Raw genomic sequence first — 22,344 nt, 5'->3', positions numbered from 1 at the left:
TTCTCCTACCTTTCGTCCATTAGAGTCGACAACGGCTCGGTCACTCCCGCCGTCCAGAGCGCGTGCCACAGATCGGTCGTCCCCAGATGAGCACGCGCCTGCCCGGTGCCCCGCGGGGCTGGGTGGTCTGGGGATAACTCGACGACGCCGATACTCACCGCGGCGACGGCGACGTCGGGGGCGGACACCGGGACCAGCGCGTCCAACGGCACCGTCACCGGGGTCGGGGACCGGTGCACGACCGTCCCGGTGCCGATCACCGCGCTCCCGAGGATCCCGCTGGTCATCAGGTCGACGCGGGTGCCGTCGGGGATTCCGGAAGCGCGTCCTCCTCCGGCCTGCACGAGCGACATCCGGCCGTCATGCGTCCAGAAGCCGAGCGTGACCGTGCGTGGCACGGGGATCAGGGCACCGGCGATGACGACAGCGCCGGTCATCACGGCGAGCACGGTCGCGAATCGGACTCGGGACACTCCGGCCCGGAGCACGCGCACGAGCGCCCGAAGCACGATCGTCAGCCCGGTGATCGCCACGATGACCTCCAGAGCGAGCGTGAGGACGGAGAGCACCGGGCCGCCCGCGGTACCCGCCTTCGCCACCCGTGCAACAGCGAGGAACACCAACACGCACGGCGTGAACAGGCTCGCCAGACCGAACGGCACGCTCCACCACCGCGGCACTCGCTTCTCCGACCGCCCACCCCCGAAGAGGAGCCGGACCAGGCGGTCCGAGGCATCGCGGATCGTGCGTTCGCGCAGATTCGGCTCGTCGAGAGCACTCATGAGCGCGATGTATCCGTCGAAGCGCACGAAGGGGATGAGATTGATCAGGACGATGAGGACGCACGAGACACCCGCCAGCAGCACGGCCTGACGAAGCTCGGACGGCGGGAGCGCGAGAGCGGCGACCAGAGCGACTCCGGCGGCCACCACGTGCACGGCTGGTCCGGCGAGGGCGACCGACACGCGTTGCCCACGGTCGCGGAGACGCCAGCCGTCGGTCACATCGACGAAGAACGCGGGAGCGAGATAGAAGATCATGAAACCGGCCCGACGGGGCGTGCCGCCAAAGCCGGTGAGTGTGAGGCCGTGGGCCGTCTCGTGGAGCAGGGTGAGCAGCCCGAGCACGATGACGGTGCCGAGGAGGGCGGCCAGCGGCACCGGTGTCACGACGACCCGGACGACATCCGCCGCCTGAAGAAGGGCGGCAACAGCCCCGAGCCCGGCCATGACGACGGGGATCAGCATCACCCTCTTGGGAAGCGACGGGAGCAGACGGTGCAACCGTCGGAAGAGCTCGGGCGCACGCAGGGTCGCGACCTGCAGGGTGAGCGGGGCACGATACGACAGCCGCCCCGGCGGGATTCTTCCTGCGCCCTCCAGCAATCCGCTCGCTCGGAAGCGCTCGACGAGTCGAAGGAAGCTCTCCGAGGACTCGGACGGTGCGAAGCGGGTGCGGAGGACGTGGAGCGGTGTCTCGCCGTCCATCGCCTCCAGCAGATCGACGACGGAGCGCGAGACCCGCGACGTCGGTACGCCGTGCACGGACGCGACCCACACCGCGTCCTCCCCGACACGTTCGAAGGAGACGTCTGCGGAGCGCACGGGACGGTCCTCGGTACCCAGCGGGGCGGTCCCGCGAAAGCGCTGCCGGTGGGGCGGCTCAGGCGACGGCATCGTCAGCCGCGATCGTCGTGGAGGAAACCGCGGACGTCGTCACCATCACGATGTCCGCACCCTGCGGAGACCGTACGGGAGAAACGTTCGGTTCCTCGAACCCGGCGTCCGCGATCTCACGGCAGATCTCATCCAGGCCGAGAACCTGCAGGCGGCTCGTGAACACCGTCACCCTTCCCCCCGGTACCAGATCGTCCGCGCGCAGCCAGTTCACGAGTCGGGCGGAGCCGTCGTCCTCGATCTGCTGGCTGAACAGATACCTCTCCGCGCCATCCGGCCCCGGGACCCAGATCTTCTCGGTCCTCGTCACGCGCAGTTCCGCTTCCGCGATGGCCCCCGCCAGCGTGAATGCGAAGAGACCGCCCGGAGCGAGGTGCCGCCGAACGGCGGCGTACAGCGCAGCGCGGTCTTCCCCGTTCAACAGGGTGAGAGAGGTGGCACCGAGGATGACCAGGCGGAAGCGTCGCGCGAGCGTGAAGTCGCGCATGTCCGCCACGACGCACTCCACGGCGGATTCCCCCGGGAGGACGTGCCGCACGAGGGCCAGCATGTCGGCCGACAGGTCGAGCGCGATCACGCGCCGGCCCGAGCGCACCAGAGGGATCGTGAGCCGTCCGCTTCCCGCCGCGAGGTCGAGGATCGGACCCTCGGTCTTCCGCGCGAGCGCGAGCACCTCCCGGATCTCGGCACGATCGGAGCCGACGAGCCGTTCGTAGAAGGTACTGCCCGCAGCCGCGTACAGGTCCTCCGGCACGGCGTGCGCGCCGACCGCGCGGAGCCGTGCGGCCACCGCCTCCGTGATCAGATCTGCCATTCGTCTTCGCCTTCCCGGTGTGAGCGGGCGCGGGCCCCCGCCTGCGGCCCGCACCCTTCTGTCAGGTGGCGATCGCCACCGCCCCGCCGATGATGGCGATGATGTAGCTGGCGTGCTCCCACCACTCCATCGGTGTGTCGAGTTGCTCGAGCTCCACGAACTCGATCGATGTCTTCTGCACTGTGCACCTCCTTGGGCACTCGTCCGAGTGCGTCTCCTACGTCAGAGCGAGGATCCCGATGATCACTCCGACGGCGAAACCCCGCATGAAGTCATCGCCGTCGTTGAGCGCGTCCATGGCCTCGAGTTCTGTGAACTCGAGCGTCGGCGTCGCAGCGTGCATGCTCACCTCCCTTCGCTCTCTCCCGCCGTCAAGTCAGATCACGTGGCCATCGCCGCGCCCGCACCGATGAGGATCAGAGCACCGATGACGCCCTTGTAGAAGCTGTCCCAGCTCGGGGCCTCCATGGGATCCAGCTCTTCGAATCGGATGCACGTGTCACTGCGTGGTTCCATCTCGTTCACCTCCTTCCTTCGTCGATCGTCCGGCTTTCGCCGCTGCGTTTCGGAGGCTCCATCTGCCGTCGCCCAGCACAGCGCGGAGGTCTCCCGCGTCGAGCCCGTGGAGCATCGGCCGACGCCCGCCCCACGACTGCTCGGCGGCCTCGGCGATGCTGTGCAGGAGCGCTGCGGCCGGCCGGGGCGGACTCGGAATCCGCCACCGCTCGAGCAGCGCGTCGATGCCGTCCGCCGGGTCGAGGGGAAGGGCCACCGCGTGAGCGACACGCGCCCAGAAGTCCGCGAGACTCTCCCGGTCACCCCAGCGAGCGTCGCCCGCTCCGATTCGGCGCCAGACCGCGCCGATGACCGCCGCCGTCGCGACCATCTTGCGCACGCCCAGGTGAGAGGAAACCTCGTTCGCCAGATACCAGTGCCGCGCGCTGAAGGGATCGCCTCCACGCAGCGCCGCGCTGCGCTGCGTGGCTCCGCTCAGACGCGCGAGGCGCTGTCTCCCCGAGGGCGATCCGGCGTCGTGCGCCGCGGTCTCGAGCAGGGCCCTTCCGAGAGCGACGGCGTCGCTGTCGGCCCTCGGGCTTCGTTGGACGCTGGTCGCCGCACCCGCGATGCGCAAGAACGCCTCCAGCGCTCCCTCGCGCACCGCACCCGGGCTGAGGGTGGAGAAGTTCCACGGGTCGACCAGGGCGTGGCGGGGGCGGAGGGCGCGGCCGACGATCAGTCGAGAGCCCCGTTCGTTCGTGAGGATGCCGACGCCGTTCGTCTCCGACGAGGTCCCCAGCGTCGTCGGCACGGCCACGAGGTCGACGGGCGGGAGTGCGTCGGGCAGGACGGTGAGCGCGGACAGCCGCGCGTGCCCGATGGCGTAGTCGAGGAGATGACCCCGGGCCAGCGCGAGCGCGGCGATCTTGCCCGCGTCGAGGATGCTTCCACCTCCGACGGCCACCACCACCTCCGGCGGGCGGTCCATCATCTCGCGAGCGATCGCGACGACCGCTCTGACATCGGCGCGGCCGGTGTCGAGTGTCCGCGTGCGCACCGAGCGTCCGGTGGGAAGCGGGAGCACCGCGGCCGGATCTGCGATGACGAGCGCCTCACGCCCTGCCGTCAGCTGACGCGTCATCCGACGGGCGATCCCCGGTCCGTGCCAGAGAGTCGGAACGCGACCCGCGAATCCGCTGGTCATGAGAGCGCCCCACGTGCCTCGGCGAGGCCGGCGCGGACGGCGGTGTCGACCTCTCGCAGCTCCGGCGCGCCGAAACCGTACGCCGGGATCAGCTCGATCGCACTGGGCACCGGATGCACGACGACACCGTGATCGGCGATCGCGGAGACGACCCGCAGGACGGCGGCTCCGGAAAGCTCCTGTCCGTGCTCGTCACGAAGGGCAAGCCCGACGAAACACCCGCGACCGGTGCTGTCGGCGATCAGCTGCTCCGTCTTCCACGACCGCACCAGGTTCTGCAGTTCGACCGCCAGCGCCTGTGTCGCCGACTCCACGTCGATACGACGCAGCTCATCGATCACGGCGAGGATCGCTGCCGCGCACATCGGGGTCCCCGCTTGCGTCTCCCCGTGCACGAACGTCCATCCGCCGTCTGTGAATGCGACGGCGATCTCTTGCCCCACCAGGAGTGCGGCGGCCCCCATCGCGCCGTTGGTCAACGCTTTCGACAGGATGAGCACGTCGGGTGCGGCGGGCCAGGTGTCGGTCGCGAACATCGTGCCCGTGCGGCCGAAACCCGTCGCGACCTCGTCGGCGACGACGAGGAAGCCGTACTCCTCGCGCAGGGCGAGAAGGCGATCGACGAACGCGTCGGAGAGCGCGTGCGCGCCGCTGCCCAGGATCGGTTCCACGACGACCGAGGCCACCCGCGAGCCCTCCCGTGCCATCAGGGTCGCCAGCTCCTCACCGTCGTCGTGCGCCGACACGTGCCGCACGGAGCGGCGGTCGACGGCGTACACGGACTGCAGGAGATCGTCACCGCTCAGGGCGTGACTGCCGTACATCGTGCCGTGATAGCTGCCGCGGAGGCCGACGCTGATCGTCCGGTCCCGGCGCCCCTTCTGCGCCCAGTACTGGCGGACGAGTTTCATGGCTGCGTCGTTCGCCGCCCCGCCGGAGGTGGAGAAGATCACGCGGCGGTAGCGGAGCGAGCCGGCGAGGTCGATGAGAGCGTCCGCAGCATGTTCGGCGTAGCGATGCGGAGCCCGGAAGAGGGAGAGATACGAGGCGTCGCGGCTCGCCCGACTCACGGCTTCGGCCACGGCAGGGTTGCCGAAGCCCAGCGGGACGTTCCACAGCCCGCTCGTCGCACAGAGCCGCGTCGAGCCGTCCGCGAAGGCAATCCGATGACCCGCGGCTCCGACCGCGACCCGGTCGGGCGCGAAGGTCGTGTCCGCCGGCAGCATCGAGGTCCAGAGGGCGTGCGGCGCGCTCACCGCACGGCTCCTGTCGTCGAGGACGAGTCGACGGCTCGCCGCCCGCAGTGCACGCCGAGCGCATCGATCGCTTCGAGGCAGAGCGAGAGCGCCTGGGACTTCGGCACCTCGAGCTGTCGCGCCACGCGCGCGGCCGCACTCTCCGTATCGCTGGACGTCTGCGTGACCGCCACGACCCTGGCCGTGTCGGGGGACAGCAGCTGCCGGCGCCGCGTCGTGAGATCCGCGAGCAGAAACCCGTTCCCCGTCTCGAGGAGAAGCGGATCGGCGGTCCGGGGTTCGGCATCGCAGAGCCCGTCGTCGAAGGGCGTCCAGCCGAAGCCCGCGACCGCCGCGTCGGTGCTCGCGAGGGAGAGGGTTCTCATCAGCTCCAGTGCCGTGAGGTATCGCCCGACCCAGCCCCGCGTGCGGAGGTCGTCGAGCACCCTGTCTCGGGGCATGACTCCGCCCACCAGGGCGGCCCCCGGCAGCGCTGCAGCGAGAAGAGACGGCAGCTCGGTGACCGCACCGACCACCTCGCCCTGCATGCCCGCCGAGACCCGCCCGTCGCTGCGGACGCGGACGGCACTCGGACGCATCAGCGCTACGGGAGAAGCGAGCGCGACGCGGTCCGCGAGGAGCACGCGGGCATCGAGCAGGGCGGCGGGAAACACGCCGGTGCGTCGAGCGAGCTCCGCATCGTCGAGGAATGCCCGCCAGCTCGTCTCATCGGAGAATCCGACGGCGATCGGTCCCACGATCTGTACGAAGGCCGCCGCGATGTAGTCCTGGCGCTCGACGCCGTGCGGGCCGAGGAACAGCTCATCGCCGATGTCGTCCCACCCGCCCCCGTAGCGGATGACCTCGGCGTGGGTGTCGCACGGCTCGCTCCCATCCGGCAGGAAGACCGCGTCGCGGCGTTCGGCGGCCGCCAGGACCTGGTGGGCGGGGGCGTCCCGGTCCACGAAGAACACCCGCGAGTAATGATGGCGCTCACCGGTTATCCACTCGCGCAGAGCGCGCGCACCGATGATCTCATCGCCCGACATCAGGGCGTCCCTCTTTCTTGCGCTCGCATGATTCCCCCGGAGTGCGACCTCCCCAGTGTCGGTCGCGTCCTCACTTGAGGTTATACAGCACCCTGGTGAGGTGCAATATTACACATCTGCCTCTTCGGATGACGTCCCCGGGCCCGGTCACGCGCACCACATCGCATCGGATAGGATGGACAGGTTGTTCCCTGGTGACGTGTCCGAGCGGCCGAAGGAGCACGCTTGGAAAGCGTGTGTTGTGCAAGCAACCGCGGGTTCGAATCCCGCCGTCACCGCCAGAAAGCAGAAGGGTCTCCGCGCCAGCGGGGGCCCTTCTGGCTTTCTCCCGAGCATCGTGCGATTCGGGGAGGAGTGAGCGCAGCGAGCACCGGAGTCCCGCCGTCACCGCCAGAAACGAGAAGGCCCCCGCCGTTGCGGGGGCCTTCGTCGTCGAATGGGGAGGCGTCAGCGCGCCCCGGCCTCGTCGTCGAAGCGCACGCCGTAGGTGATGCCGCCGGGGGTCTCCGCGAGACGGGTCATGCCGAGCCGGTCGTAGAACGCCGCCGCACCCGCGTTGGCCGGATCCATGCCCAGGTGCAGGGCGGGCACACCGCGGCGGCGGAGCTCGTCGAACAGCGTCTCCACCAGGCGCCGCCCCATCCCCTGCCCCTGCGTCTCGGGCAGCAGGTCGATGTGCAGGTGGGCCGGGTACGCGGCGGCGTGCGGCTCGGCGCCGGGCTCGCGCGTGTAGGCATAGTCGATCAGGCGGCTCTCGCGTCCGTCCACGGCCTCGGGGCGCGGGTAGCGCTCGTGGAACGGAGGCCACCACACGTCGCGGAACCAGGCGTAGAACGCATCGGTGTCGTCGGTCGCGACGAGGTAGCCGATCGCCCGGCCGTCGTCTCCCTCCACGACCCACGCGAGGTCGGGGTGGCGCTCCACGTACGGCACGGCGAACAGCGCGCCCCACAGGTCGTCGTCCGACAGGATGCCGGTGGCGTCACCGCCGGCATCGGCGGTCTTGAGACAGATCTCGTACATCGCGGCACGGTCGGTGGGCCGGTAGGGGCGGATACGCGCCACGGAGCACTCCTCGGGTCGGGTCAGGTCTGGCTCAGCCTATCGGCGCGGGCGGCACGGTCCGCCACGTCGGCGCGCACCCACGGCAGCAGCCAGGCGGCGAGCGCCAGCACCACACCCGCACCGACGAGAGCGCCGCCGAGCGTGTCCGTCGCCCAGTGCACCGACAGGAACGTGCGCGACAGCGCCATCGCCAGCACCCAGACCGCTCCGGCGATCGCCGTCCAGACGCGGGGGAAGAGGACCCAGACGACCACCGCGATGGTCGCGGCGTTCGCGGTGTGCCCGGACGGGAAGGAGCCGTAGTCGCTCACCACGAGCATGTCGTCGGGACGAGCGCGCCCGAAGATGTTCTTCAGCAGCTGCACCGCTCCGGCACTCGCGAGGAAGCAGATCGCTGCGAACAGCGCCCCTCGCCAGCGCCGCAGCAGCAGGAGGATCAGGATCGCCAGGAGCGGGACCCCGAGGATGGCGACCCAGCCGCCGCCGATCCAGTTCAGCACCAGGGCGAAGTCGAGCATCCAGTCGGCACGGATGCGCACGATCGTCTCGTTCCACCACCGGTCGAACCCGAAGGTCTGCGGGGAGGTGAGCACGACGACCGCGCCCAGTGCGGTGGCCAGGAGCAGGCAGGCGACGCCCCACCAGAGCAGCATCCGTCGATTCATCGTCCTATTCTGACCGATGCTCGTGCGACCTCAGGGCGTCAGCATGCCGACGGTGCGCGGGCGCACCACGAACCACAGGGCGAGGATGCCCACCGCGGCGCAGCCCACCATGACCGAGGCCATGGTGGTCGCGGTGATCCCCGCGTCCTGCGAGATCCAGCCCACCAGCGGCGAGATGAGCCCCGCGACGCCGAAGTTCGTCGCGCCGATGATCGACGCGGCGGTGCCTGCGGCCTTGCCGTGACGGTCGAGCGCGAGCACCTGCACGTTCGGGAACGTGAAGCCGCAGGCGGTCATGAACACGAACAGCGGGATCACGGTCCCCCACAGGCCGAGGCCGAGCTGGTCGGTGATGACGATGGCGGAGGCGGCGAGCAGCAGCACCGCGGTGGAGTACGCCATGACCCACTGCGGCCCGAAGCGCGCGGCGAGGCGCGACGCGGTCTGCACGCCGATCACGACGCCGAGGGAGTTCACCGCGAACAGCAGCCCGTACTGCTGCGGGTCGAGCCCGTGCGTCACCTGGAACAGGAACGGCGACGCCGACAGGTACGAGAACAGGCCGGAGAACGTCATGCCGCCGATCACGAGCACCCCGAGGAACACCCGGTCGGTCAGCACGGACCGGTACCGCTCGCGCATGGTCGCGCCACCGGGGTCCTTGCGTCGCGCGACCGGGAGGGTCTCCCGGATGAACAGCACCGTCGACACGAGCATCACCACGCCGTAGGCCGCGAGCACGCCGAAAATGCCGCGCCAGGGCATGAGCGTCAGCAGCCACGAGCCGATCAGCGGGGCGATCACGGGTGCCACGCCGGACACGAGCGCGAGCCGCGAGAGCATCACCACCAGGCGTCGCCCGCCGAACAGGTCGCGCACCACGGCCATCGCGACCACACCGCCCGCCGCGGCGCCGATGCCCATCAGCACCCGGGCAGCACCGAGCAGCGGCAGGTCGGGGGCGAACGCGGCACCGAGGCTGGCCAGCACGTGCAGCGCGGTCACGGCGATGAGCGGAGTGCGGCGGCCGATCTTGTCGCTGAGCGGTCCGACGATGAGCTGACCCAGCGCGAAGCCGATCATGGTGCCGGTCAGGGTGAGCTGGATCGCGGCGGCCGTGGTCTGGAAGTCCTCCTCCAGCACGGGGAACGCGGGCAGGTAGAGGTCGATCGTGAACGGCCCGAGGGCCGTGAGGGCTCCGAGCAGGATGATCGTGAGCGTGCGACGTCCGAGCGGGATCGCGTCGCCCGGGTGCAGCATGATCGGCGCGGTGGCCGGGTTCGATCCGAGCGTGCGGATGGCGCCGGTGGGCGACGAGGTGCGGATGCTGCCGGTCGCGGTGCGTTCGGGCGCGGGCCCGGGGGTGGTCGGAGTGCTGTCGGTGCGAGGGGCGTCGGACACGAGGTCCTTCCAGAATCGGCGGAGCGTGGTCGAATCGATTCGGCCAGGGGAACCCTTCATGCTACCGTCGCCGCCTCGTCCAGCGGGACGGCAAACGCACCCCCGGAGCGCTCCGGGGGTGCGTCGTCGATCCCGTACGGGGAGTGCTGAGGCCGGTCAGCCGAGGCGCGCGAGGCCCTCCTCGAGATCCGCGATCAGATCCGTGACGTCCTCGATGCCGACCGACAGCCGCACCACGTTCTCGGGCACCGCGAGCTCGGTCCCGCGCACCGAGGCGTGCGTCATCTCCGGCGGGTATCCGATCAGCGACTCGACCCCGCCGAGCGACTCGGCCAGCTGGAACACGCTCGTGCTCTCCGCGAACGACCGCGCCGCCTCGGCACCGGCCGCGAGCCCGAGCGACAGCATGCCGCCGAAGCCGCTCATCTGCCGCGCCGCCACCGCGTGACCCGGGTGCGACGACAGGCCCGGGTAGTACACCTCGGCGAACTCCGGTCGCGCGGCCGCCCACTCCGCGATCGCCTGGGCGTTCTCGGAGTGCTGCCGCATGCGCACCGCGAGGGTCTTGATGCCGCGGGTGGTGAGCCAGGCGTCCAGCGGCGCCGAGACCGCACCCACCGCGAACTGCTGGAACTTGACCGGCTCCACGAAGCGGTCGTCGCCGAACACCACGGCCCCGCCGAGCACATCGGAGTGCCCGCCGAGGTACTTCGTGGTGGAGTGCACGACCAGGTCGGCGCCGAGCGCCAGCGGCTGCTGCAGCGCGGGCGACGCGAACGTGTTGTCCACCACCACGAGCACCCCGGCCGCGTGGGCGATCTCGACGATCAGCGCGATGTCGACCACCTTCAGCAGCGGGTTGCTCGGCGTCTCCAGCCAGACGATCCGCGTCTCGGGGCGGATCGCCGCCCGGAGAGCATCCGGGTCGGACAGCTCGGCGGTCGTGGTGACGATGCCCCACGGCGCCAGCACCTTCGTCAGCAGACGGTAGGTCCCGCCGTAGACGTCGTTGCCGAGCAGCACGTGGTCGCCCGGCTTCAGGACGCCGCGCAGCAGCGCATCCTCCGCGGCGAGCCCCGACGCGAACGACAGCGCACTCACGCCGCCCTCCAGAGCCGCGAGCTGCGTCTCCAGCGACGACCGCGTCGGGTTGCCCGCGCGGTTGTACTCGTAGCCGTCGCGGAAGCCGCCGATGCCGTCCTGCACGTGGGTCGAGGACTGATAGATCGGCGGGATGATCGCCCCGGTGGTCGGGTCGGGCGCTTGGCCCGCGTGGATGGCTCGGGTGGCGAAGGCGTGCTCGGACATGTCCTCAGCCTACGACCGGGCTTCGCGCGCCGACGGCCCCTGTTACGCCCCGCGTCAGCGCGACAGGTACGCCAGCAGGTCCTGCCGGGTGAGCACCGTGTGCGGCTTGCCGTCTTCCGTCACCAGCAGCGCGTCGGCCTCGGCGAGGGCCGCCCTGGCCTGCGCGACCGGCGCGTGGATGCCGACCAGCGGCAGCCGCTCCCCCACGTGCGCACCGACCGCATCGCTGGGCTCGGCGTCGCCGCGGAACAGCAGGTCGAGCAGGCCCTTCTCGTCGACGGTGCCCACGACCTCACCCATCATCACAGGCGGCTCGGCGCTCAGCACGACGAGCTGCGACACGTCGTACTCCGTCATCATGCGGATCGCCTCCAGCACGGTGTCGGTGGGATGCGCGTGGACGAGGTCGGGCAGCCCGTGTCCCGTCCGCGACGGGCGGGCGGCCAGCACGTCCGCGACGGTCTCGCCCTCCTCCACCTCGCTGAAGCCGTACGAGCGCATCCAGCCGTCGTTGAAGATCTTTCCGAGGTAGCCGCGCCCCCCGTCGGGCAGCAGCACGACCATCACCGCCTCCGCGGGCAGGTCGCGGGCCACCCGCAGGGCGCCGACCACGGCCATGCCGCTCGACCCGCCGACGAGGATGCCCTCCTCGCGCGCCAGCCGTCGAGTCATCGCGAAGGCCTCGGCGTCGCTCACGGCCACGATCTCGTGCGGCACGGAGGGGTCGTAGGCGCCGGGCCAGATGTCCTCCCCCACGCCTTCGACCAGGTACGGCCGCCCGGTGCCTCCGCTGTAGACGCTGCCCTCGGGGTCGACGCCGACGATGCGCACGCGGCCGTCCGACACCTCGCGCAGGTAGCGGCCCGTGCCCGTGATGGTGCCGCCCGTGCCCACTCCGGCGACGAAGTGCGTGACCGCGCCCTCGGTGTCGCGCCAGATCTCCGGCCCGGTCGTCTCGTAGTGGCTGCGCGGACCGTTCGGGTTCTCGTACTGGTTCGGCTTGAACGCCCCGGGGATCTCCCGCGCCAGCCGGTCGCTGACGCTGTAGTACGACTCGGGGCTGTCGGCGGCGACCGAGGTGGGCGTGACCACGACCTCGGCCCCGTACGCGCGGAGCACGTCGATCTTGTCCTCGCCGACCTTGTCCGGCACGACGAACACGCACCGGTAGCCGCGCTGCTGGGCGACCAGGGCGAGGCCCACCCCGGTGTTGCCGCTGGTGGGCTCGACGATCGTGCCGCCGGGGGCGAGGTCGCCGTTGGCCTCGGCCGCGTCGATGATCCGGGTCGCGATGCGGTCCTTCGCCGACCCGCCGGGGTTGAGGTACTCGAGCTTGACGAGCACCGTGCACGCGATGCCCTCCGTGACGCGCTGGAGCTTCACGAGGGGCGTGTCGCCGACCAGGTCGACGATCGATTCTGCGTAGGCCATGAGCCCAGAATACGGCGGCACCACGGCGCCCACGCGGGTGTGACGACGCCGACGAGCTGCCCGTCGTGGCGGGTATACCGGGTGCTCGCCGCTGCGATGCTAGCCTGCCCGCGCGGCGGGGAGTCCATCGGAAGCGGCGGGGACCCCGTGAAGGAGCACCACCATGTCCGTCCGACCATCGAGCCCCTGGATCCGCGCCGCCGCCGCCCTGGCCCTCGGCTGCCTCCTGCCGCTCGCCGCGGCCACCGGCGAACAGGCTCTCGCCGCGAGCGGGTCCCCCGCGCGACCGGCCACCCGCGACGCCGGCACCTCCCCCGACCGTCATCGCCACGAGCCGCTCATCATCGCCCATCGCGCGGGCACGGCCGACTACCCCGAGAACACCCTGGAGGGCATCCGCGGCTCGCTCGACGACGGCGCCGACGGACTCTGGCTCACGGTGCAGCTGTCGAAGGACGGCGTGCCGGTGCTGTACCGCCCGGTCGACCTCGCCGCGAACACCGACGGCACCGGCACGGTCGCGGAGCACACCGCCGACGAGCTGACCGGGTTGAACGCCGGCTGGAACTTCCACCCCCGCGGCAGCACCGACACGCCCTACCGCTCGGGTGCGGCACTGCTGCCCACCCTCCGCCGGGCGCTGGCCGAGGTGCCGGCGGATCGACTGCTGTTCCTCGACCTCAAGCAGGCGAACCCGGAGCCGCTCGTGCAGGCCGTGCTCGCCGTGCTGCGCGAGACCCGTCGCACGGCGAACACGGTCGTGTACTCCACCGACGCGGTAGCGAGCGGCGCGGCCAGGGCGGCCGGAGACGTGCAGGTCGCCGAGGACCGCGACCTCACGCGCGAGCGGCTGCTCGAGATCGCCCTGGCCCACCACTGCGACGCGCCTCCGGCCGCGGGGACGTGGATGGCGTTCGAGGACAGGCGGACGGTCGCCGTGAGCGAGACGTTCACCTCGGGCACCGCGACGACCGAGGTGGAGGTGACGCCGTGGGACCGCGAGTCGGTCGCGTGTCTCGACCCGAAGGACCGCGTGAACCTGATGGTGATCGGCGTGACGGACGCGGAGCGGTACCGCGAGCTCGGTCGCCTGGGCATCGACGCGGTGCTGGTCGACTCACCTCGCGACGCGGTGGCGTGGAGAGACGGCCGCTCCCGCTGAACCGGCACGGGTATGACCGAAGGGGCCGGGCACCTGGTGGTGTCCGGCCCCTCCGTGTGCCCCCTCGGCTTCGGCTTCTGTTCCTCCTCACGACCGCGGCGGATGCCGCGGCGCGTGTCCGTGGCAGTTATCGCGGCATGGTGAGTGCGGCGTCGAAGGTGAGGTCGGGTGTGCCGCGGTAGTTGGCGTGGACCGACGCGGCGAGCACGTTGGCCCCCTCCTTCACCAGCGTCGCCGGAACCTGGAACGTCACCCGCGCGCCCGCCGCGGTCGTCGCCCGCGGCGCCGCCGTCGCATACGTGTTCTGCGTGATCGACCCGGCGGGCAGATTCGCCCGCCCCAGCTCCACCCCGTTCAGATACAGCACCACCCCGTCATCGGCGATCACCGACACCGTCCCGTCCTTCACCGACGCCGCATCCGACACGGTGAACGACGTCCGGAACTGCGCACTCAACGGCTTCGTGGCCAGGCTCGACGGATCGATGTTCGTCGCCACCGTCGCCCCCCGCCCCAGCACGCCCTTGCCGACCGCCCACGACGACGCATCGAACCCGACCGTGTTCCAGTCCCCCGGCAACGCATCCGCCGAGTACCGCCACGACCACGACGACCCGCTCGGCACCGACACCGCCGGGCCCACCGGAGCCGCAGCCGTCGTCGTCGCCTGCACCGTCACCGGAGTCGACGCCACCCCCGCAGCCGACACCGCCGTCACCGCATACGTATACGCCGTCCCCGCCGTCAGCCCGGTATCCGTGAACGTCGTCGCCGGAGCCGTCACCGTGCCCACCTTCACCCCGTTCCGCGACACCACATACGACGCCGCCGCCGTGGTCCCGGACGGAGCCGTCCACCCCAACGCCACCGACGTCTGCGCCGTCGTCGCCACCAGACCCGTCACCGGGCCCGGTGCGGGAGCCGGAGCCGTGCCCCGCTCCGCCGTGAACGCCAGGTCGAAACTGAGATCGGTCGTGGCACGGTAGCTCGCGTGCACCGACGCAGTGATCACGTTCGTGCCCGCCACCAGCGCGCCGGCCGGGACATCGAAGACGACCCGGTTACTGACGGCGGTCGCGTTCGAGACCACGCCGTTCGCCAACGTGTTCTGCGTGATCGCCCCCGCGGGCATCCGCACCCGACCGAGCTCCACCCCGTTCAGGTACACGACCACACCATCATTCGCGATCACCGAGACCTTCCCGTTCACCACCGTCGTCGGGTCGTCCACCGTGAACGTCTTGCGGAACTGCGCGCTCAGCGGCTTGGTCGCCAGGTTCGAGGGATCGATGTTCGTCGCCGCCCCCGACACGCCCCGCGCGAACAGGCCCTTTCCGACCGCCCACGACGACGCGTCGAAGGTCGCCGCGTTCCAGTCCGCCGGCAGCGCATCCGACGAGTACCGCCACGACCACGAGTCCCCGTTCGTCACGAAGGTCAACGCGTTCGGGGACGCCGGCTGCAGAGTGAACACCGCCGTGGACGCCGAGCGGTTGCCCGTGACATCCCGCGCCCGCACGACGTAGGTCGTCGCCTCGGCAGGAACCGGGACCGTCAGGTTCGTCGCCGTCGTCGACGCGATCACCCGGTTGCCACGCAGCACCTCGTACGTCACACCGGAACCCGCATCGGAGGATGCCCCCCACGCGAGCGTCGCGGTCGCCCCATCCGCGTTCGGCGTCGACGAGATCGCGCCCGGCGTCGACGGAGCCACGGAATCCCGCGGCGCGAACCGGATGAAACCGCCGGACCACTGGTTGACCTGCCCCGCCCGCATGGAGTCGGTCAGATCACCACCGATCCAGAGCGCGCCGGTGCTGTCGAAGAACGAGCCCCACACGCCCTGCCCCGCGCGCGACTGCACGACCGGGGACCAGTCGGGGATGTACTTGCCCGTCGCCGCATCCCAGGCACCGGCGTAGTTGATCTTGTCGACCTCGGTCCACGGGTCCGTGATCTCCTTCTTCAGGTACTTGTCCTGGTAGGCGTGGTCGCCGCAGTGGCACCCCGCCACCACGATGGATCCGTTGTCGTCCACGGGCTCGTGGGGTCGATGTTCGTGGTCTCCCCCGTGACGCCGCGGCCGAGGAGACCCGGCCCGCTGTTCCACCCGGCGGCGTCGTAGTCCACGCCGTTCCAGTCGTCGGGCAGAGCCTGGGTCGAGTACCGCCACGCCCACGTCGACCCGCTGTGGATCGTGACCATCTTCGCCCCCTTCGCCGCCGGCGCATGCGCGGTCATCATCTCGAACACCGCTCCGCCCGCCGAGGCGGCGGTCACCAGCGAGGTCGTGAATGCGGTGGCGGCGATCGCCGCCCCCACCAGAGCGCGCATCCCCCAGGTGCGCGCTCGAGTTCCCTTCAGATACATCGGATTCCTTCGTGTCCGTCGTTGCGTATCGGCGCACTGCACCCACGACCGAATCCGGGCGCGGGTGAGGCGGCAGGCAGATGCCTCCGGCTCAGCTCACCCCCGCTGCGAACGTCCCCATACCATGAGACGTTTCGACGCCCGATTCATTACGCCGGAATCCCGGATCGATTTGCGATGCGGACGGGGCCGGGCACCCGGAGGCACCCGACCCCGCCCGTGGCGGTTATCGCGGCATGGTGAGTGCGGCGTCGAAGGTGAGGTCGGGTGTGCCGCGGTAGTTGGCGTGGACCGACGCGGCCAGCACGTTGGTCCCCTCCTTCACCAGCGTCGCCGGAACCTGGAACGTCACCCGCGCCCCCGCCGCGGTCGTCGCCCGCGGCGCCGCCGTCGCATACGTGTTCTGCGTGATCGACCCGGCGGGCAGATTCGCCCGCCCCAGCTCCACCCCGTTCAGATACAGCACCACCCCGTCATCGGCGATCACCGACACCGTCCCATCCTTCACCGACGCCGCATCCGACACCGTGAACGACGTCCGGAACTGCGCACTCAACGGCTTCGTGGCCAGGTTCGACGGATCGATGTTCGTCGCCACCGTCGCCCCCCGCCCCAGCACGCCCTTCCCGACCGCCCACGACGACGCATCGAACCCTGTCGTGTTCCAGTCCCCCGGCAACGCATCCGCCGAGTACCGCCACGACCAGGCCGACCCGCTCGGCACCGACACCGCCGGGCCCACCGGAGCCGCAGCCGTCGTCGTCGCCTGCACCGTCGCCGGAGTCGACGCCACCCCCGCAGCCGACACCGCCACCACCGTGTACGTATACGCCGTCCCCGCCGTCAGCCCGGTATCCGTGAACGAGGTCGCCGGGGCCGTCACCGTCCCCACCTTCACCCCGTTCCGCGACACCACATACGACGCCGCCGCCGTGGTCCCGGACGGAGCCGTCCACCCCAACGCCAACGCCACCGATGTCTGCGCCGGCGTCGCCACCAGACCCGTCACCGGGCCAGGAGGCGCCGCCCGCTCGCCCGTGAACGCCAGGTCGAACCCGAGGTCCGCGGTCGTGCGGAAGTTCGCGTGCACCGATACCGCCAGCACGTTGGTGCCCTCCGTCAGCACACCGGCCGGAACGCTGAACACCGCGCGCGTGCCCGCCGCCGACGACTGCGTCACCGCCGCCGTCGCGTACGTGTTCTGCGTGACCGCGCCGGCCGGCATCCGCACCCGCCCGAGCTCACGGCCGTTCAGGTACACCACGGCGCCGTCGTTCGCGATGAGAGAGACCTTCGCATTCGTCACGCTCGCCGCACTGGTCACCGTGAACGTCTTGCGGAACTGCGCGCTCAACGGCTTGGTCGCCAGGTTCGACGGATCGATGTTCGTCGCCGCCCCCGACACGCCCCGCCCGAACAGCGCCTTCCCGACCGGCCACGACGACGCGTCGAACGTGGTCGCGTTCCACGTGGCCGGCAGCGCGTCCGACGAGTACCGCCACGACCACGAGTCCCCGTTGCCCACGAACGTCAGCGCGTTCGCCGGGGCCGGAGCGACCGTGAACGCCGCCGTCGACGCCGACCGGTTGCCCACCGCATCCCGCGCCCGCACGACGTAGTTCGCGGCGGTCGAGGTCACCGGCACGGTGTACGAGGCCGAGGTCGTGGAGGCGATCACTCGGTTGCCCTGCAGCACCTCGTACGTCACGCCCGAACCCGCATCCGTCGACGCGCCCCACGTCAGCGTCGCCGTCTTCCCGTCTGCCGATGGGGTCGACGACACCGCCCCCGGGGTCGTCGGCGCCACCGCATCCCGCGGCGCGAAGCGGATGAACCCGCCCGACCACTGCTCCGCACCACCCGGAAGCTGCGACCGGTTGAAGTCGCCACCCACCCACAGGGTGCCGGTGCTGTCGAAGAACGTCCCCCACGCGCCGTACCCCGCACGCGCCTCCACCATCGGCGACCAGTCCGGGATGTAGGTGCCGGACTTCGCGTCCCACGCCCCCACCAGATTGATCTTGTCCGCCCGGCTGAATCCGCCGACGAGCGTCTGGCTGTAGGCGTCGTCGTAGACGTAGTCCCCGCAGTGGCAGCCGCCGATCACCACGGAGCCGTTGGTCTCGACCGTCTGCATGTCGCCGCCCACCTGCGTGATCCAACCGCCCACGCGCTGGAGCGTGTTCCGGTCGTACGAGAACATCGAGTGCTGCGAGCCGCCCATCCACACGCGCCCGCCGACCTCGATGATGCCGAGCTGCCACACCGCGTTGACGTACGCGCCGTTCTCGTCCTTGCGGTCGTCGCTGAACTCCGGCGTCCAGGTGGTCGCCAGCGGTGCGCCCGCCGTCGTCTGCAGCACCGCGGCCGACGGCGCCGGGGTCGACGACTTCATCAGGAAGTAGCCGGAGAAGTACGCGCGGTCGCCCTGGGCGTTCGCGTCGACCGAGGCCGCCGTCCCGTTGAGGTTCGCGTTCCACGCGGTGTCGGGCTTGCCGGTGGCCAGCACGATACGGCCGCCGTTCCACGCGCCGCCCGTCGTCGGTGTCGTGCCGACGGAGGTCAGGTGCGTGAACGAACCGGCGACGTACAGGTAGCCGCCCTGCACGTCCAGGTCGCGGACGAAGGGGACCGCACCGGTCGCGCGGTGCTCGACCTTGACCTGCCAGCCCGAGAGCTGCCCGGTCGCAGGATCGAGGATCGCCAGTCCCGGCTGCGCCACCCCGTTCACGGTCGAGAACTGCCCGCCGATCGCCAGCCGGCCGTCCGGAAGCGCCTGCACCGACTTCACCTGTCCGTCGAGCTTCGGCCGGAAGGTCGGGACCCACGCGCCGGTGTGCACGTCGAACGCCGCCAGGTACGGCTGCGGCGTCTGCCCCGCGCCGTCCTTGGTCTGCTGCACGTTCAGGAAGTTGCCGCCGACGAAGACCTTTCCGGCGACCTCGCCGAAGTCCGAGACCTCGACGTTCGTCTCTCCGGACTGGCCGTTGGCGAGCCCCGAGACCCCCCACGACGTCTTCACGGCGTACGAGCTCGGGATCGACGGGAGCGTGCTCGCGGGCGTGCCCGTGGTCGGGACGGCACCGAAGTCGAGCGTCGACAGGGTGAGCTGCGGCCGCAGGAACACCTGGGCGAACGGCGTCGCGTACCCCTGCCCCGCCGGAGCCCACAGGTAGGAGGACGCGTCCGTCGTGCCGGTCACCGCCGAGCCGTACGCCCAGCCCATCCGGTAGCCGTGCGTGGCCCGCTGCGAGAACACGACGTTGTTCATGCCCGCGTCGTCGTTGAAGGCGGCGGTCACGCCGCCGGTTCCCGTGGTGTCGATGCCGCCGCTGATGCCGAAGCCCCAGTCGGCGAGGTCGTGCTTGGCGCCGAAGGTCCACTCCCAGCGGTCGCTCTTCGCGAGCGAGAACCGCACCTCCTGCCAGGCACTGCCCGCGGCGTTGGTCGCGCGCCGCACGCGGATCCCGTCGGGCAGAGCATCGGGGCGGCCGTTGTTCAGCAGGCCGTCGACGGTCTTGGCGGGCAGCTCGGCCGGAGCGAACGCGGCCGTTCCCGTGGGCGTGTTCGCCACCTGATCCGGCGTGCCGAGACCGTTGTAGCTCTCCTTCCACGCCTCCCGACCCCGACCGACGAGCACCCACCCGCCGCCGTCGGTCGTCTGGTCGCAGTAGAACTGCTGCGGGTAGACCAGGCCTGGCGTCACCAGCCAGTACACGCCGTCCGCCGCCGCCGGGTTGTTCTGCTTGATCTCCCAGCACGACGCCGCCGCCGTCTCCTGCGTGCGCCCGTCCGGGCCCGAGGCGACCACCGCCGACGCCGCGCCCGGCGTGAGCAGGGCGCCCACCACTGCGAGGGCTGCGATGGCAGCCCCCATGACCGCGCGGCCTCCCCAGGCGCGCGCGCGATTCCCCACGATGTTCATCTGTTGTTGTGTCTTTCTGGCTTCCGACATCAGCTCTCGCTGCGGACGCGCCGCCGCGGCACACTCCTGCCACGGCGAAACGCAGACACGACACTGCAGACTGCCGGACCGGATGCCCCAAACATCCGGACCGGATCGCTCCACCCCCGAGCGGACGTCCCCAGATCGTCCCTATGCCATGAGACGGGATCGGGAGCGTTCCATTACGCAGAGACACCCGTTCCGATCATGTGAAGTTCCTGCATGCCGCCGCCGGGACGCCCCGCCGAGCCTGTCCGCGACACACGGAAGGGGCCGGCCACCGCGACGGTGACCGGCCCCTTCCGGCGAGCGCTCCTGTCTCGACTACCCCTTGGTAGACCCGGCGAGCAGGCCGCGCACGAAGTAGCGCTGCAGCGCGAAGAACACGATCAGCGGGATGATGATCGACACGAACGCACCCGCCGTGAGCAGGTACCAGTCGTTGCCGCGCGTCCCGGTGATCTCGGCCAGCAGCTTCGTGATCGGCGCGGCCGCTCCGTCGGCGAACACCAGCGCCACGAGCAGGTCGTTCCACACCCACAGGAACTGGAAGATCGCGACCGAGGCGATCGCCGGCATCGTCAGCGGCAGCACGACGCGGAAGAAGATCTGTCCGCGCGAGGCGCCGTCCACGCGGGCCGCCTCGATGATCTCACCGGGGATCTCCGACATGAAGTTGTGCAGCAGGTAGATCGCCAGCGGCAGCGCGAACATCGAGTGCGCGATCCACACCTGCGCGTAGCCGTCCGATGCTCCGAGCGGCAGGGTCACCTGCAGACCGAACAGGTTGAGGCCGCGCGAGAACGAGCTGAGCAGCGGCACCAGCGCCATCTGGATCGGCACGATCTGGAGCGCGAACACGAAGATGAACAGGGCGTTGCGGCCCTTGAAGTCGATCCACGCGAACGCATACGCCGCCATGGCCGCGATCATCAGCGGCACCACGGTCGCCGGGATCGTGATGGCGATCGAGTTGATGAACGACTCGAGGATGGTCAGCTGCGTCGTGCCGGACTGCAGCACATCGACGTAGTTCTCCAGCGTGACCTGCGGGTTCGTGAAGAACGTCCACCATCCGGTCGACTGGATCTCGTCGCGCGGACGGAACGACGAGATGAACAGCCCGAGCGTCGGGATGGTCCACAGGACCGCGATGACGATCGACGCGGCGGACGCCCACGGACGGGACAGCTTCTTCCTGGCGCGTCCGGCGGCGCCGTCGAGGCCACCCCCGGTCGTGACGGCGCGCGTGCTGGCCGGGGTCTCGGTGCCTACGGTGTCGGTCATCGGATCTCCCGCTGCTTCTTGATCTGGCGCGCGTTGTAGATGACGATCGGCAGCACCAGGATGAACAGGATGACGGAGAGCGCGGCGCTGCGCCCCGCCTCGAACTTCGAGAACTGCGTGTACATCTCGTTCGCGAGCACCGACGTGCCGTAGTTGCCGGCGGTCATGGTGCGGACGATGTCGAACACCTTCAGCGAGGCGATCGAGATCGTGGTGAGCACGACGATGAGTGCCGGGCGGATCGCCGGTACGGTCACCGAGACGAACCGCTGCCACGCGTTCGCGCCGTCGAGCTCGGCGGCCTCGAGCAGCTCGGCCGGGACGCCCTTGATGGAGGCCGACAGCACGACCATCGCGAAACCGGTCTGGACCCAGATGAGCACGACGATGAGGAACAGGTTGTTCCACGGCTGGTTCAGCAGCCACTGCTGCGGCGTCCCGCCGAACCACACCAGGATCTGGTTCAGCAGACCGATCTGCTCGAACTCCGGTCCGCGGTACTCGTACATGAACCGCCAGATGATGCTCGCGCCGACGAACGAGATCGCCATGGGCATGAACACCAGCACCTTGTAGATCTTCTCGCCGCGGGTCCTGTCGATGAAGACCGCGTACGCGAGACCGACGATCGTCGAGACCGTCGGCACCAGCAGCACCCAGATGATGGTGTTGACGACCGAGGTGATGCCGTCCGACTGCGTGAAGATCCACACGTAGTTGGCGAACCCGACGAACGTGTTGCCCGAGGAGTTCCAGAACGACGTGTACATGGTCTGGATCGACGGGAGGATGAGGCCGACGAGCAGGAGCAGCATCGCCGGAGCCATGAAGGCGACGAGCTGGATCAGGTAGCCCGCTCCATCGCGGGACCGGTAGTCCAGGAAGAAGAAGACGGCGCCGACGAGGACCGCGACCCCCATCGCCCAGTAGTAGGAGTTGAAGAACCACATCACGGCGAGCGGGATGAGCAGGCACATCGCCAGCCGGATGATGGTGTACTGCGTGCCCCGGCGTGGAGCGATGTCCACGAGCAGCAGGATGATCGCCACGACCACCGCGAAGGCGATGACCACGGCGACGGCCTGCAGGATCGGCGGGAGCGAGCCGATCCATTGGAAAAAGACTGTCGCGTTCACGGATTCCCCTTACGTCACGCGGATCGGATCACGGCGCCCACGTCGATGTGGGCGCCGAGGGAGCAGAGGGGCCGCCCCTGGTGCGGGGCGGCCCCTC

19 protein-coding genes and 1 tRNA gene are annotated in these 22,344 nt (G+C 70.3%); 2 read left to right on the top strand and 18 right to left on the bottom strand.

Annotated features, from left to right (window positions below):
- Positions 1-5: 5 nt before the first annotated feature.
- The 8 genes from mpaP to mpaB all read right to left on the bottom strand — a co-directional run bounded on the left by mpaP (position 6) and on the right by mpaB (position 6,476).
- Positions 6-1,604, bottom strand: a complete 1,599-nt coding sequence (gene mpaP, locus ACFV3I_RS16660; RefSeq protein ID WP_378823687.1) for a daptide biosynthesis intramembrane metalloprotease — start codon at positions 1,602-1,604, stop codon at positions 6-8.
- 58 nt (positions 1,605-1,662) lie between these two features.
- Positions 1,663-2,490, bottom strand: a complete 828-nt coding sequence (gene mpaM / locus ACFV3I_RS16655) for a daptide-type RiPP biosynthesis methyltransferase (protein WP_378823685.1) — start codon at positions 2,488-2,490, stop codon at positions 1,663-1,665.
- Positions 2,491-2,551: 61 nt separating this feature from the next.
- The gene (mpaA3, locus tag ACFV3I_RS16650) at positions 2,552-2,671 is read right to left on the bottom strand and encodes an MpaA3 family daptide-type RiPP (RefSeq protein ID WP_308194330.1); all 120 of its coding nucleotides are present in this window, start codon (positions 2,669-2,671) and stop codon (positions 2,552-2,554) included.
- 36 nt (positions 2,672-2,707) lie between these two features.
- Positions 2,708-2,833, bottom strand: a complete 126-nt coding sequence (gene mpaA2 / locus ACFV3I_RS16645) for an MpaA2 family daptide-type RiPP (RefSeq protein ID WP_275090548.1) — start codon at positions 2,831-2,833, stop codon at positions 2,708-2,710.
- Positions 2,834-2,871: 38 nt separating this feature from the next.
- Positions 2,872-3,006, bottom strand: a complete 135-nt coding sequence (gene mpaA1 / locus ACFV3I_RS16640) for an MpaA1 family daptide-type RiPP (RefSeq protein WP_275090549.1) — start codon at positions 3,004-3,006, stop codon at positions 2,872-2,874.
- Positions 2,990-4,192: a daptide-type RiPP biosynthesis dehydogenase gene (gene mpaC / locus ACFV3I_RS16635; protein WP_136037036.1), complete on the bottom strand. Its 1,203-nt coding sequence runs from the start codon at positions 4,190-4,192 to the stop codon at positions 2,990-2,992. The genes mpaA1 and mpaC overlap by 17 nt, the downstream gene beginning before the upstream one ends.
- Positions 4,189-5,448, bottom strand: coding sequence for a daptide-type RiPP biosynthesis aminotransferase (gene mpaD, locus ACFV3I_RS16630; RefSeq protein ID WP_378823682.1), 1,260 nt, complete (start codon positions 5,446-5,448; stop codon positions 4,189-4,191). The genes mpaC and mpaD overlap by 4 nt, the downstream gene beginning before the upstream one ends.
- Positions 5,445-6,476, bottom strand: a complete 1,032-nt coding sequence (gene mpaB, locus ACFV3I_RS16625; protein WP_378823681.1) for a daptide biosynthesis RiPP recognition protein — start codon at positions 6,474-6,476, stop codon at positions 5,445-5,447. The genes mpaD and mpaB overlap by 4 nt, the downstream gene beginning before the upstream one ends.
- Before the next feature lie 193 nt (positions 6,477-6,669).
- Here mpaB and ACFV3I_RS16620 point away from each other — a divergent pair.
- A tRNA-Ser gene (locus tag ACFV3I_RS16620) sits at positions 6,670-6,757 on the top strand.
- Between the two features lie 166 nt (positions 6,758-6,923).
- On the opposite strand, the gene ACFV3I_RS16615 is transcribed toward ACFV3I_RS16620, so the two are convergent.
- The 5 genes from ACFV3I_RS16615 to ACFV3I_RS16595 all read right to left on the bottom strand — a co-directional run bounded on the left by ACFV3I_RS16615 (position 6,924) and on the right by ACFV3I_RS16595 (position 12,346).
- Positions 6,924-7,541: a GNAT family N-acetyltransferase gene (locus ACFV3I_RS16615; protein WP_205814415.1), complete on the bottom strand. Its 618-nt coding sequence runs from the start codon at positions 7,539-7,541 to the stop codon at positions 6,924-6,926.
- A 20-nt stretch (positions 7,542-7,561) separates the two neighbouring features.
- Positions 7,562-8,206, bottom strand: a complete 645-nt coding sequence (locus tag ACFV3I_RS16610) for a phosphatase PAP2 family protein (protein ID WP_206252914.1) — start codon at positions 8,204-8,206, stop codon at positions 7,562-7,564.
- 30 nt (positions 8,207-8,236) lie between these two features.
- Positions 8,237-9,607, bottom strand: coding sequence for a multidrug effflux MFS transporter (locus tag ACFV3I_RS16605; protein ID WP_378802686.1), 1,371 nt, complete (start codon positions 9,605-9,607; stop codon positions 8,237-8,239).
- Between the two features lie 156 nt (positions 9,608-9,763).
- A complete protein-coding gene (locus ACFV3I_RS16600) occupies positions 9,764-10,915 on the bottom strand; it encodes a cystathionine gamma-synthase (protein ID WP_378823679.1) in 1,152 nt (383 codons plus the stop codon).
- Positions 10,916-10,969: 54 nt separating this feature from the next.
- The gene (locus ACFV3I_RS16595; protein ID WP_136034207.1) at positions 10,970-12,346 is read right to left on the bottom strand and encodes a cystathionine beta-synthase; all 1,377 of its coding nucleotides are present in this window, start codon (positions 12,344-12,346) and stop codon (positions 10,970-10,972) included.
- A 163-nt stretch (positions 12,347-12,509) separates the two neighbouring features.
- Between ACFV3I_RS16595 and ACFV3I_RS16590 the strand changes: the two genes are divergently transcribed.
- The gene (locus tag ACFV3I_RS16590; protein ID WP_378823677.1) at positions 12,510-13,508 is read left to right on the top strand and encodes a glycerophosphodiester phosphodiesterase family protein; all 999 of its coding nucleotides are present in this window, start codon (positions 12,510-12,512) and stop codon (positions 13,506-13,508) included.
- A gap of 127 nt (positions 13,509-13,635) precedes the next feature.
- On the opposite strand, the gene ACFV3I_RS16585 is transcribed toward ACFV3I_RS16590, so the two are convergent.
- The 5 genes from ACFV3I_RS16585 to ACFV3I_RS16565 all read right to left on the bottom strand — a co-directional run bounded on the left by ACFV3I_RS16585 (position 13,636) and on the right by ACFV3I_RS16565 (position 22,247).
- Entirely contained in the window at positions 13,636-15,546 is a 1,911-nt protein-coding gene (locus ACFV3I_RS16585) for a fibronectin type III domain-containing protein (protein ID WP_378823676.1), read from the bottom strand.
- Entirely contained in the window at positions 15,474-15,878 is a 405-nt protein-coding gene (locus tag ACFV3I_RS16580; protein WP_378823674.1) for a hypothetical protein, read from the bottom strand. Before ACFV3I_RS16580 ends, ACFV3I_RS16585 begins: the two co-directional genes overlap by 73 nt.
- Positions 15,879-16,104: 226 nt before the next feature.
- Complete coding sequence (locus tag ACFV3I_RS16575) at positions 16,105-19,755, bottom strand: fibrinogen-like YCDxxxxGGGW domain-containing protein (RefSeq protein ID WP_378823673.1); 3,651 nt, start codon at positions 19,753-19,755, stop codon at positions 16,105-16,107.
- Positions 19,756-20,148: 393 nt separating this feature from the next.
- Positions 20,149-21,111 carry a carbohydrate ABC transporter permease gene (locus ACFV3I_RS16570; protein ID WP_136034362.1) on the bottom strand — a complete coding sequence of 321 codons (963 nt, stop codon included), beginning with the start codon at positions 21,109-21,111 and terminating at the stop codon, positions 20,149-20,151.
- Positions 21,108-22,247: a carbohydrate ABC transporter permease gene (locus ACFV3I_RS16565; protein WP_378823671.1), complete on the bottom strand. Its 1,140-nt coding sequence runs from the start codon at positions 22,245-22,247 to the stop codon at positions 21,108-21,110. The genes ACFV3I_RS16570 and ACFV3I_RS16565 overlap by 4 nt, the downstream gene beginning before the upstream one ends.
- Positions 22,248-22,344: the final 97 nt, after the last annotated feature.

This window comes from Microbacterium sp. NPDC059771, assembly GCF_042732495.1.
In the GTDB taxonomy this organism is placed as follows: domain Bacteria; phylum Actinomycetota; class Actinomycetes; order Actinomycetales; family Microbacteriaceae; genus Microbacterium; species Microbacterium sufflavum.
This window is presented reverse-complemented; position numbering and strand designations above follow the sequence as displayed.